Origin of the sequence: Pseudomonas sp. PAMC 29040, assembly GCF_003994535.1 — a bacterium.
In the GTDB taxonomy this organism is placed as follows: domain Bacteria; phylum Pseudomonadota; class Gammaproteobacteria; order Pseudomonadales; family Pseudomonadaceae; genus Aquipseudomonas; species Aquipseudomonas paraversuta.
In genome coordinates this window covers 389,626-402,265 of record NZ_RZAA01000001.1, presented here as the reverse complement: position 1 = coordinate 402,265, position 12,640 = coordinate 389,626, and the positions used below count along the sequence as shown (strand labels likewise).

Annotated in this window: 10 protein-coding genes; 3 read left to right on the top strand and 7 right to left on the bottom strand. The window is 57.2% G+C overall.

What is annotated here, in order from left to right; translation table 11 throughout:
• Positions 1-24 precede the first annotated feature (24 nt).
• On the bottom strand, positions 25-2,379 hold the full coding sequence (locus WG29040_RS01720; RefSeq protein WP_127195490.1) for a CocE/NonD family hydrolase: 2,355 nt from the start codon (positions 2,377-2,379) through the stop codon (positions 25-27).
• A 164-nt stretch (positions 2,380-2,543) separates the two neighbouring features.
• Here WG29040_RS01720 and WG29040_RS01715 point away from each other — a divergent pair, with 164 nt between their 5' ends.
• Complete coding sequence (locus WG29040_RS01715; protein WP_127195489.1) at positions 2,544-3,188, top strand: TetR family transcriptional regulator; 645 nt, start codon at positions 2,544-2,546, stop codon at positions 3,186-3,188.
• Positions 3,189-3,262: 74 nt separating this feature from the next.
• Here the strand turns inward: WG29040_RS01715 and WG29040_RS01710 are convergent, their stop codons facing one another.
• Entirely contained in the window at positions 3,263-5,524 is a 2,262-nt protein-coding gene (locus WG29040_RS01710) for a CocE/NonD family hydrolase (protein ID WP_127195488.1), read from the bottom strand.
• Between the two features lie 116 nt (positions 5,525-5,640).
• Between WG29040_RS01710 and WG29040_RS01705 the strand changes: the two genes are divergently transcribed.
• Complete coding sequence (locus WG29040_RS01705; RefSeq protein WP_127195487.1) at positions 5,641-6,246, top strand: TetR family transcriptional regulator; 606 nt, start codon at positions 5,641-5,643, stop codon at positions 6,244-6,246.
• A gap of 58 nt (positions 6,247-6,304) precedes the next feature.
• Complete coding sequence (locus tag WG29040_RS01700; RefSeq protein ID WP_127195486.1) at positions 6,305-6,754, top strand: MarR family winged helix-turn-helix transcriptional regulator; 450 nt, start codon at positions 6,305-6,307, stop codon at positions 6,752-6,754.
• Positions 6,755-6,783: 29 nt separating this feature from the next.
• Here WG29040_RS01700 and WG29040_RS01695 read toward each other — a convergent pair whose 3' ends face one another.
• From WG29040_RS01695 to WG29040_RS01675, 5 genes are all read right to left on the bottom strand, one after another.
• Positions 6,784-7,563, bottom strand: coding sequence for an ABC transporter ATP-binding protein (locus WG29040_RS01695; RefSeq protein WP_127195485.1), 780 nt, complete (start codon positions 7,561-7,563; stop codon positions 6,784-6,786).
• 62 nt (positions 7,564-7,625) lie between these two features.
• Positions 7,626-8,987 carry an outer membrane beta-barrel protein gene (locus tag WG29040_RS01690; protein ID WP_127195484.1) on the bottom strand — a complete coding sequence of 454 codons (1,362 nt, stop codon included), beginning with the start codon at positions 8,985-8,987 and terminating at the stop codon, positions 7,626-7,628.
• A 68-nt stretch (positions 8,988-9,055) separates the two neighbouring features.
• Positions 9,056-10,675, bottom strand: a complete 1,620-nt coding sequence (locus WG29040_RS01685; RefSeq protein ID WP_127195483.1) for a bifunctional 3-(3-hydroxy-phenyl)propionate/3-hydroxycinnamic acid hydroxylase — start codon at positions 10,673-10,675, stop codon at positions 9,056-9,058.
• A gap of 112 nt (positions 10,676-10,787) precedes the next feature.
• Positions 10,788-11,708, bottom strand: coding sequence for a VOC family protein (locus tag WG29040_RS01680; RefSeq protein WP_127195482.1), 921 nt, complete (start codon positions 11,706-11,708; stop codon positions 10,788-10,790).
• 76 nt (positions 11,709-11,784) lie between these two features.
• Positions 11,785-12,618, bottom strand: a complete 834-nt coding sequence (locus tag WG29040_RS01675) for a fumarylacetoacetate hydrolase family protein (protein WP_127195481.1) — start codon at positions 12,616-12,618, stop codon at positions 11,785-11,787.
• Positions 12,619-12,640: the final 22 nt, after the last annotated feature.

Here is a 12,640-nt window from a genome sequence, read left to right as displayed (position 1 = left end):
AGCTATCTCCTGTACTCATCGTTGTTAGAGGTGCAACGGTGCTTTCGCTGGAACAATCGGAAGCTGAATAAAACCCTGGCGATCCGGCCCGGTGTAGACCGTGTTGCGCGCGCCGTCGTGGCAGGCACTGTCATATCCGTGCCGGGGGCCATGATCGACGCCGTCGAAAGGCTGTATATCCACGCGCAGGCGGTAACCCTTGCGGATCAACGCTGTGTTGGGAATGATCTCGATTTCCACCATCACCACTTCATCGCTTTCGAGCGGTGCATGGTCGGCTTTGAGGTGCGTGTGCTTGACCGTGTACTCGGTGGTACGCGATGCATCCACTTGGCGATGCGACGCCTTCAACCAGCCCTTGGCCAAGGGATAGTTGGGCACGTTCATGCCCATTGTGGTCGGGCCTGCGTAGTCGACTTCCAGGCCGTTTTCATCGAGTACACGCAGGCTCACGAAGATGTCCATGTCCTCGCTGGTGGAAGACACCCACAGCCGCGCTTTGCCATACCCCGCGAACACCATGTCTTGCGTCACGGGATCACTGATGAACGAAATGCCGGTTTTCCATATTTCCAGTACTGAAGGGGGTTTGACGGGAAGAAAGCACGGCGGGATGCCCGTGCGCAGCGCCAAGGGAATTTGCGCGGAATAATCTGCCTGCCCGCTGACGACCGGAGGGGTCAACGACAGACGTAGAAAATCATCGCGGTGCTCGTCGCCTTGCCAGTCTGATGGCGTGGTGTCGAAGAACCATTGCGGATAGTTCGTTCTTGCAATGGGCCATTCTTGTTCTTCCTGAATATAGGAAGCGCCATTGCCACTTCGAATCTCAAGACGCACCGGCGGGGTGTCCATGATGCCGTTGTCGATGCCTTTCAACCAATGGTCAAAAAACGCCCGGTGATCGGCGATGGCAGTTCGCGAATAGGCTTTGGTGAACCAGTCTTCCCAGAAATCGATCTTCTTCGATGCCGTGTTCGTGGCCAGATAAGCCTCGCTGCTGCCGAGCTGATGGAAGTGCGCCATGTGCGTTGTGCAGGCGATCGCCCATAGCGGTACCTTCACCTTGCTCATGTCCGGGTTCATCAGAATCGTCGAGCGTGGGCCGAACGCCTTGGTGGTATCCGAGTCCTTGAACGTGGCCTCCTTGAGCATGCCGATAAAGTCGACTGCATTGGGCTCGCCACACACCGCGGCCAGCACGCCGGCCTTGTACCAGTGACTGAAGAACTCCTCGTTGAGGATGCCGCCGGTATAGGCGACCTCGTCGTACATATCAACATCGGTGCCGATGGCGATCATTGCTTTAAGATGTTGTGGCTCAAGGCTTGCCGCTGCGTGCTGGCTCATCGCGTAGTACGACATACCCCACAGCCCGACATTGCCGTTTGACCAATTCTGTACCCCGGCCCAGTCAATCGCATCGCGAAAGGCTTCGGCGGTTTCTATGCCAAATGGCGCCAGTGTTCCCGGGTTTTTGCCTGAGCCCGGGCCATCCACACGCACCAGCACATAGTCATGCGGCACCCAATCCACCGAGTTGGCTGTTTCGTGGTTCTCAAACACCTGCCCTTCGGGATTGCCGTGGAAATAGCGCTCCTCCATGTCCTCGTGGGCGACAAAGTCGGCGTCGTCGGCAATCGAGTGATGGTAGAACGCTCGGCCGTAAGGGCCGCAGTTCATGATGACCGGGAAGCGGCCAGGCTTGGCCGGACGGAACACGTCCGCGTACACGTGCAGGCCGTTTTTCAGGGGGATTCTGACGTCCTTGAAACGCAGAATACCGAGTATGTTTCGCCGGACTTCATTGCGTGCCGTCGCCGCATGGCAGAGCTGGCGCGGTGTGCGATCGGTAAAGACGCCGGCGGCCGAAAGCTCGGCGAGCACCGATGCGATCAAAGGATCCTGTTCGAACTCAAGCACCGGGTTCAGTGCGAGGCCGGCAAAGGAAATATCGTGGCGGAAATTGAGGCGATACTGGCCGATAATTTTGTGTGCTGCCGGATCGATGCAGATGCCGCCATCCAGGTGTCCATCGCGGTCGAGCGAGCAGAGGAAGCGTGCAATGTTTGTCAGTCCAGCGTCGAGCAACTTGTTGATGTTGCCGTCCACGCGGCTGAAGATGTCTGCCAGGTTGAGGCGGGGTGCGCCGAGTGCGGAACCGATCGGTGTGTTGCCCACCAGAAAGGCAACCCGCTCGCCCTTGCGGTAGTGGAACTCACCGTTTTCGTTCGTCATCCCGTTAAGGGTAGAAGTCTGATATCTGAGCCCGGCAACCGGACCGGAAAACACACCGGTATGCAGCGTGCATACATCGTGTCCGCTATCGCCAGCAGGCAACGCTGTGGCGTGGGTAAAAGTCTGCAGGGTATCGCTCATGAAGAGGTCCTCTTGTAGTGCAGATCTTGGATTTGCGTAGTGCAGCGGCGCGAGTGTAGGTCTGATTTTTAATTAACTCAACACGTGTTGAGTTTTTATGTATAGCATGTATCTCGACACACTGAACAAAGAAAAATGACCACGCACAGGGAAATATCGGCGCCATGAAAATCACAGAAGAACTCACCACAGCGGATGCCCGAGAAATCAAAACCGGGCGCCGTCCTGGCTCTGGCAATAGCCGCCAAACGGTGCTTGAAGCGGCACGCGCGTGTTTTGCCAGCGACGGTTTCGGTGCGACCACGATGCGCCGCGTGGCTGTCGATGCCGGCGTTGACGTGTCCATGGTCATGCAGTTTTTCCGTTCAAAAGACGAGCTGTTTGCAGCGGTGATGAATATTCCGGAATCGGCTCTGGAGAAGCTCGGCGCCGTTTTCGCTGGCACCGACGAGCATCTTGGGGAGCGCGTGGTTCGCGCGTTTCTGCAGGCGTGGGAGGGCGCGCCAGAAGAGTCGGAACCGCTGATGGCGATGCTCAGAAATGCGATGGTCAACGAGCAGGCGCGTCATCAACTGCGCGACTACATTGAGTCGCGGTTGATCGCAGGCGCAGGCGAATCGCTTGGGCAAGACGCGCGCCTGCGCGCAGGCCTGGCGTTGTCCATGCTGGTGGGAATAGTGACCGGACGACAAATCATCGGCGTGCCGATTCTTGCCGCGACCGATCGGGAGACGCTGGTGGCGGTGGTTGCCCCGGCGATTCAGCACACGCTGCTGCCACTGCCAAAGTGTGCAACCGCCACTGACTGATTTGGGGCATGGTGTTCACCTCATTACGTCAGGTGAACACCATGGTTCCGTTCAAGGCTACAACGCTTGATCGGTCAGGGAACGATCGGCAGTTGCAGGTAGCTCGGGTACTCCGGCCCGGTGTAAATGCGGTTTACGGCATTGACGTGATAGCTCTTGTCATAGGCACGAACCGGTACGCCGGCCGGCGCATAAGGCTGGATATCCACCAGCAGACGGCAGCCTTTGCGGATCCTCGCGGTGCTCGGGTTGAGACCGATTTCAACCGGCACGACGTCTCCTCGCTGCAGCGGCGCGCAGTCTTTCTCCAGGTGAGTGTGCACCGGCCAATACTCGGTAGTGCGTTCGGCGTCCAGCGTACGGCGGGACACTTTCAACAAGCCATGCCCGACCGGGTGGATGTGCACCGGATCCACCGGAAGTACCACGGATTCGTAACGGATTTCGCGATCCTGCTCATCAAGAACCCGCAGAGAGACAAATACGTCCATATCTTCGCTGGTCGATTCCACCCACAACCCGACCTTCATGTAGCCGGCGAGGGTCATGTCTTCGCTCATCGGCTCGCTGACAAACGAAATGCCGGTCGACCAGCGTGGAGTGCCGTCACTGGAGCCCGCCGGCGCGAGAGTTGGCGTGCCCAGATCAAGGTGCGCGTCGTATTCGGCGCGGCTTTGTTCGGTGGGCAGCGACTCGGTGATGCGCAGCACGTTGGGACGACGACCGTCGTTTTGCCAGTCTGAAGGGCGAGCATCGAGGTACCAGCGACGGTATTCTGTACGTGCTATCGGCCACTCGTTTTCATGCAGGACGAAGTGAGCTCCGCTGCCTGTTCGCACCTGCACCCGCACCGGCGCTTCATCCATCACGCCGTTGTCGATGCCCTTGAGCCAGTAATCGAAATAGCGCATGTGTTCGGCGATCGATTTGTTGCTGTAGGAGTCCGGGAACCAGGCATCTGCGAAATCGAATTTGCGCGCTTTGGCAGCGGTGGAACGGATGTAAGTTTCGCTGCTGCCGAGTTGGTGAATGATCGCACCGACTTGCGGGCCGACGATCCACACCGGGGCAGTGGCTTTGCTCATGTCCGGGCGCATGAAGATGCTGCCGCGCGGGCCATAGGCGTTGATGTCGTTGAACGGCGTCGCCAGCACGCGGGCCATCCAGTCGGTTTCCGGACGTTCGCCACAGTGGTTGTTGCCGGACCAGATCTTCCACCACCAGTTCCAGAAGCCGGAGCCGAAGATGCCGCCGCCGTACAGGGCTTCGTTGTAGATATCCGCGTCGGTGCCTTGCGCGATCATCGCCTTGAGGTGCGAAGGTTGCAGGCTGGCCACACTGTGCTGGGCCATCGCCAGGTACGACATGCCCCACAAACCGACGTTGCCATTGGACCAAGGCTGAGTGCCTGCCCATTCGATGGCGTCGTAATAATCTTCGGCTTCCTGAACGCTGAAGGGCGCTTGTAGGCCCGGGCTTTTGCACACGCCACGCGCGTCGACGCGGATGCACACATAGCCTTCCGGCACCCACACCGAGGTGTCGACGGTCTCGTGATTTTCGTACTGGGCGCCATCCGGATTGCCGGAAAAATAACGATCCTCCATCTGCTCCTTGCGCAGAACGTCGGCCTCGTTGCAAATGCAGTCGTGATAAAAGCTCTTGCCGTAAAAGCCCTTGCTCATGACGATCGGATATTCACCCGACTCGGCAGGCCGGAAGACGTCGGCGCAAACGTATGAACCGTCGCGCAACGGAATGCGCACATCTGTCATCTTGATGATGCCGCGAATATTGCGGCGCAATTCGTTACGGCTGGTGGCGGCATCGCACAGTGTGCGCGGCGTTTTGTCGGTGAACACACCGGGCGTGGCGTTGAGTGTTTCGAGAATCTGCAGCAGGGTCGGATCGTTGGCAAAATCGACCACGCCGCCTTGGCCCATCGGCATCACCGGTGGGCTGAAATTGATCGGCGTAGCGCCAATCAGCTCATGCACAACCGGCGCAATTTTTACGCCTGACTCGATGCTGCCTTGTTGATCCAGGGTATGCACGAAACGGGCAAGGTTGGTGACCGAAGGATCGAGCAGCTTATCGATCTTGCCGTCGACACGATTGGCCAGTTGCGCCAGATTCAGGCGTGGTGCGGCCTGTAGGGCGCCCAACACGATCCCGCCGACCCGGAAGTTGATGGCTTCGCCGGCGCGGTAGTGGAATTCGCCTTTATCGGAGGTCACGCCGGATAGCGTGGGGGTCTGGTATTTGAGTCCGGCGATCGGGCCGGCAAAAATACCTGTCAATACGGGGCTCAGTGCAGGTGCAGGAGACAGACTCATGCTGGATTCCTTATTGTTCTTGATTATGGGATCGATTCCAGTAAGGTACGGCGATCAAGAAATTAATTCAACACTAGTTGATATGAACGATGTTTCGTAATAATTTGGATATGACTATGAAGAAAGAAACCACTCCTGCGCCGCGTCGTGGGCGTCGGCCAGGCCCCAATAGCACGCGGCATCTGGTGCTCGAAGCGGCACGTGCGCGTTTTGCCAGCGACGGGTTTGCCGGCACGACTATCCGACTTGTGGCATCTGACGCTGGGGTCGATGTGGCTCAGGTGATGCAGTTTTTTCGCTCCAAGGACGAACTCTTTGCCGCTGTGATGGCGATCCCTGCGTCGGCGCTGGAGCGTTTCGATGCGCTCTATGAAGGACCGGACGAGCACTTGGGCGAGCGGGTCGTGCGTGCGTTTCTCACAGCGTGGGAGGGCATCCCGGAAGAATCGGAACCGTTGATGGCCACGCTTCGTGGCGCGTTCGTCAATGACCAGGCGCGCGATCAGTTACGCGCCTTCATTCAATCGCGATTGCTGGGTGGTACTCACGAGCATCTCGAACCTGAAGCTAAGCTGCGATCCGGCCTCGCGGCGTCCTTACTGGTCGGCATGGTGGTCAGCCGACGCATCATCGGCGTGCCAATGATGGTTGCCGCAGAACCAGAAGAACTGGTGAGGATCATCGGTCCTGCCATTCAAAAGATTCTGGTGCCCGAGAACTGATTGGTTGAGCGGGAAGCTCCACAACGATCTGCCCATGCATTAGAAGAGGAGGGGACACATGGCCAATTTTTCGGCTGCCAGTTTCAAAACTGTGCATCTGGGAATATTGCTTGGGCAGACTGCCGCACTGAAAGATCGGCTGTTGGATCGGCACCTGATGCCACTCGGCATAACCGCTGCACAACTCAAAGTTCTGAGGATTGTAGGGCGCGGCGATGACACGGCGGTCGCGTTGTGTCGACACCTGTCCATTCACAGCGCCTCGATGACGCGAATGCTTGATCGCCTTGAACGCAAAGGCCTGATCGTCCGCACCCAGGACGGTCAGGATCGACGCCAGGTGCGTCTGATGCTGACCGATAAAGGTGAATCATTGAGATCGATGTTACCGCCGATGGAGGCCGCTGCGATGAATGAATTTACGGAGTGCCTCACGACGGAGGAGCTCAAGTGTCTGATGAGGCTACTGGGGAAAATGCTGTCAGATACCCCTCTGCGCAAGCATTAGCATGACCACGTATCGCCTACTCCAGTTCGCTACATTCGATGGTTCCAGCACCGATACCAGCCGTTTTTTTCGATGACCTGCAATGATGTCTGATACAAATTCGACAGGTTTCCACTCGTCAGTATTTCGGTTTTTCGGCCGTCAGCGATCACTCGGCCCTTATTGATCAATACCACACGGTCGATTTCGGGAATGATTTCATCAACATGGTGGGTGGTGAGTACTAAAGCACGCCCCTCGCTACAGAAGGTGCGCAACAAACCGAGCATGGCACTGGCGCCACCCATGTCTAAACCATTGGTGGGCTCATCAAAAATCAGTGCCTGCGGTTCATGGACCATCGCACGGGCTAACAGCAATCTGCGTTGCTGCCCGGTTGACAGACGTTGGAGCATGCTCGATTCATGGTGGGACATTTGCAGTCTTGCCAACATTTCTCGTGCTTTTTCGATTTGCTGAACGGTTGCTTGCAGATGCTCATGACTGCCGATGGCGCCGAAAAATCCTGAGACAACCACGCCTAATGCCGTGGTGTAGGGCGTGTAGTTTTCTTGCAGGTCCTGCGATACGAAGCCGATTTTGTCGCGCAACTGCGTGAGGTGAATCGTCTCGTCCCCAAAGAGTTTTATGTAGCTGTCATCTTGCGCCACCGGATAAAGTTCGCGGTTAATCAGCTTCAACAGGGTACTTTTGCCAGCACCGTTGGGACCGAGAATGGCTACGCGCTCTGTCGGTGCAATCTTCAGCGAGAGTTTGTCAAGTACTTTGGTTTGTTGCTGAAACGCGGTGACTCGATGGAATTCGATCATGAATAAACTCTTGCGGGGGGGGGGGCGTTGGGTGGCCGGGCCCAGGCCCAGCCACCGCCGGCTTAGAAATAAATAAGTGCCTCGACCAATCCGGTCAGTTGTGTGCGGTCGCGACCGGCACCGAATGGGTGATCATCGGCATTGCCATCGAACATGTCGTAGCGCACTTCCGGACGCAGAGAGATGTTTTTATTCAGGTCGTAGCGTAAACCGGCAGTAACCGCGTTGAAATTGCCGCGTGCGGTAGTGGTCGGGAGCAAGATAAAGCCATCGGGATCGGCGAAGTGCTCGGCACGCACTGAGTAGGAGAGATCCGCACGCTGTTGATAGGTGAGTACGGCGTTGGCGCCCCACCAGTGAGCACCATCAAAACCTGGCCCGGTGATGACATCGACAGTAGAAGCCTTGCCGTCGCCAGCCTGGTGACCATAAACGACTTCCGCGCCCATTGACCAGTTGGTGTCGAATCGATGCCAGCCATTGAGGGAGTGCTGCTGTTTGAGTTGTCCACTCGCTGACACCAGTCTCGAAGTCGGTGCCTGTACGTCGCTGTAGCTGTCGTTCTGTTCATCGCCAACAATGAATTCGTAGTCAATCCAGGTTTGCATATCGGCAGTGCGCCAACGCAGCGCGCCCATAATCGACTTTTTTTCGTTGTTGTCACGTAAATTGTTCCAGCCCTGCACAACACCCAGTTCGGCGCCGACGATGGCCGACTTTCCGTTGTACAGGCGTGTGCCCAGAATGACACCGGCAACGGTGCCTGGCTCACTGACGAATGCGTATGTTTTACTGGCGAATTGGTTGCGTGCTTCGCGCAAGTTCGGTGGGATTTCATAACCCAATGCAGGCCCAAAGAGCCCGGCCATGGCGGTTATACCGGGGCCATAGGGCAAGTACGCAGTGGCGGCCAAGTTGGGCAGTGCGAGGAATTTCTGTTTGTCGCGTTGGGCTTTTGCCAGATCATCATCGCCCGGAGAGTTCACATCCCAATGCGCATCCCAGCCCAGGGTACGGGCGAACTGGGCATTGCGCCCATAAAGCATTTCGAAAGTAAAACCAAACGATGCTTCAGTGGGCGACGGGCCGGGCAGGGGAGTGACCCTTGGCACCATATTGCCTTTTAATGCCTTGTCGATAAACAGGTGCAAACTGCCCCATTCCAGGCCTTCATCGGCATATCCAGTCAGCGGCAAATTGCTCAAGCCGTGTTCGCGTTCGTCGTGTGTCGAGCGGTTATTACGGACATAGGCGATGTCCAGCAGGTTGGACACCTGAATGCCATAGTCCTTTTCAAGCGTGTCACCAAACAGGCTGCGAAAGAGTGTGCCTTCACCTGTTTCATACGTTTCGGCGGCGTGGGTATTGAGCGTCGCGAAGGCGGCCAGAACCGCACCAAGCGCTTTCACCTTGATGTTTTGCATTGTCTGTCTCTTGTTTTTGTTATCAGAATTTTTAGGCGTGGGACGTCCATGTCCCCAGAAAGTCGGGATCAGGCGTGGTGGGCCTCGGTTTTGGTGATGACGTTTGCCTGTTTGGCGCTGATTTGCAGTTGAGCGCGCAGGGAATCGAGCAGCTTGGGCAGTGCCTCTAAATCCGCGACACCGCCGTAGCAGTAGTAATCCGGCCGAACAATGACCGCCTTGAGCCCGGCCTCATCCATGAAATTCAGGTATTTGCCTGACACGTCGCGGTAGATGCCTTTGTCGCTGTCCGAGGTCTCGGCGAGACGAACGATGCTCACATCGTATGCCGCGATGAATTCCAGTTGCTCGGGCGTAAGCACGGCTAGCGGATCCTGTTCGCCTCTGACTAACAGATGGAAGCTGCGGCCGATAACATCGTCGTAACGACTCACTTTGCCGTCAATTTCAATCGAACCGTGTACGCCGAGAATGCCGCGCATATGGCCATCCATTTGTAGAAGTCCGTCGGTTAGCCCTGGGAAAGGTGGCAATGGCGCAACGTTGCCGCTTAGGTAGGCCGCATCGCGTTCGGCAGCCTTTATCGGATCGGAGACACAGACGATTTTGCCCATGGCCATGGACGCTTCGATCACGGCACGGATCTGGGGCTTGCGTTCCAGTGTGTAGCTGTCGAGCAAAGCATCGTCGGCCAAACCGCGCAGTAGCAGATCGAGGCGCCAGGAAAGGTTCCACGCATCACGGATTCCCGAACACATGCCCTGACCCATGAAAGGAGGCATGACGTGAGCAGCGTCGCCGGCGAGCACGACCCGGCCGCGGTGCCAATTTGCGGCAATGCGCGAGCGGAACTGGTAAACCGCGTGACGAACCAGATCAGCAGTGTCAGGGGTTACCCAGCGCGACAGCAGCGACCAGACTTTGTCGATGCTTTGCAGATCTTCGATGGATTCGTGGGGCAGACGCATGAACTCCCAGCGGCGATAACCCGGTCCACCGGGAACCATCGTCGTCGGGCGTTCGGGATTGCACCATTGGCCGATGTCCGGCACATCGAGTTTCACGCCGGGTTTTGGCTGCAGGTCGACCACCAGCCAGTCTTCTTGAAAGCCCAGATCCTGCCATTCAATGCCCGACGACTGGCGCACGAAACTGTTAGCGCCATCGGCACCGATCACATAGCGCGCACGGACGCTTTGTTGCTCATCATTGAGAGTGAATTTACCGTCCTGACGAATGATCCGATTGAGCACCATGTCGCAGCCACTGGCGTCTTGCGTGAGTGCGGTCGCTTCCCAGCCCTGGTGGATCTGAACATTGCCAAGACTTTTGGCTTTACGATCCAGCGCAGCTTCGAGTGACGGTTGGTTGAACAGATAGCCAAACGGTCCGTCACTGATCGATTCCGCCGACCAGTCGATTTCAACCAACACCTTCCAGTCGGCGTTGAACCACTGATAGAGGCCAGAGGATTGCGATACCTTTTCCAGCTCTTCACCGAGCCCCATCGACAGGAATATGCGGCGAATTTCATGATCGTAAAACACGGCGCGCGGCAGCGGATAAAGCGCTGGCCAGCGTTCGAATACGGCGACGGTGTAGCCCATCTGGCCCAGTAATATGGCGAGTGTCTGGCCAACCGGGCCATACCCGGCAATCGCCACATCAACGGTTGTGTGCTGCTTCATGATCTGTACCTTTTATTCTTCGCGGTAGTTTCCGGGCACGGCCGGGCCCGTTGCACGAGTGGAAGCCCGTGCAATGCAGGAATGGCTGGCGCTAAAAAATGCGACCGGCGGCTCAGGCGGGTGCCGGAGTAATCGCTTCAGTATTGGAAATGAAGTTATCGGGTACGTCGGGGCCCCAGAGGTAAAGGGAGTTTTGCGGCGAGTAATCGCCTGCGGGCCATTCGACGCCTTCGCTAATGTAATCCATGTCCGCGGAGTATTCGCAGAACGAGCCCCACGGATCCTGCACGTAATGGAAGTAGTTAGAGCCGAGGCAATGACGACCAGTGCCCCAACCTTTTGCATGGCCGGCGTCTGCCATCTGCGAGGCACCCGCGCCCACTTCATTGACGTTATCGACTTCCCAGGCGGCGTGATGCCAGCCTTTGGCCGAGCTTTTGGCGAACGCCACCAGATGATGATCGCAGCCGTGCGGGGCGTGACTGAAGGCGATGATGTCCAGCGATTTGTCCGAGAGTTTCAGGCCCAGGGCCTGCTCGTAGAAACTCAGCGCACCGAGTACATCCGGGGTGAATAACAGGACATGTGACAAGCGTCGAGGGCGAACCTGTGCCAGTGCATCACGAGTGCAGGCGCCACGACTGTTCGGCGGGTTGCCGCCGGTGGTGCAGGCGGCCTTTTGATCGGGCATGGTTTTGTCGCCAACCTTCACTTGCAGCAGATTGCCGTCCGGGTCGCGAAACCAGATACCAGTTTCTACGCGCTGCTCAAAACGCCCGCCCGCCGCTTCAATCTGTTGGCGCAGCGCGGCGTAGTCCTGTTCGTAGCAATTGAAACTCAGGTAGGCGAGAGACTTGGCATCCGCCGGCAGGATTCTGGCCCAGACATGGCCATCGGCTGCGCGCAGGAGCAGTTGATGCGGTTCGCGTTGAACGTCGAGGCCGAAGCTTTCAAAGAACTGACTGGCTTCGTCCAGAGACGGAACGTTCAGCGCGTAATGATCGATTGAATGCACACCATGGGACACGCTCATGATAGCCTCCATTTAATTGTTCTTATTGTAGGGCGCAGGGTTCAGTGCGGCCCTGCGCCGCGTTGCAACGGTACAGTCAGACTTCGTCGATGACTGGATTAACCAGCTTGCCGATACCTTCGATGGACACTTCGACCACGTCACCTGCTTGCAGGAAGACTTTCGGTGTCATGCCGAAACCGACACCTGCAGGGGTACCGCTGACGATCACGTCGCCGGCTTCCAGGGTCACTGCTTCACTGAGCGTTGAGATGATGGTTGCCACGTCGAAGAGCATGTCGTCGGTGTTGGCAGACTGGACGATCTTGCCGTTTACGCGAGTCTCTAGCAGCAAGCCTTTACCACCCACCGGTAGTTCATCGGCAGTGACCAGAACAGGGCCAAAGGCGCCGGTGTCATCGAAATTTTTGCCGACTGTCCATTGAGGCGATTTGAACTGGTATTCGCGCACCGAACCTTCGTTGAACAGCGCATAGCCGGCAACATGCTGCAGGGCGTCGTCCTTGCTGATGTGGCGACCACCACTTTTCAGGATCACGGCCATTTCGCCTTCGTAATCCAGGGTATTGGAGACGCGAGGTCGGATGAGCGGTTTGTTGTGGGCGGTCAGGCTGGAGTTCCAGCGTGGGAACAAAGTCGGGTAGTCCGGCTGATCGTACGGGGACTCTTTGGTGTGATCGGCGTAGTTCAGCCCCGCACAGATGATTTTTGTCGGGCGCTGCATCAACGGCAAGTAGGCATCTTCGGCGATTTCAACCAGTGGGCCAATGGCGTCGGCACCGTGGGTACTCAGGTCGACGCCACGTGCCAGCAGCGACTCAAGTGATTCGTTACCCAGAACGCGGACGCCCTCTGCAGTAATGACACCCAGAACAGGTTGACCTTGATTAAGGAAGCGAACGAAACGCATGGGAAAATTCTCTTGTTGATTT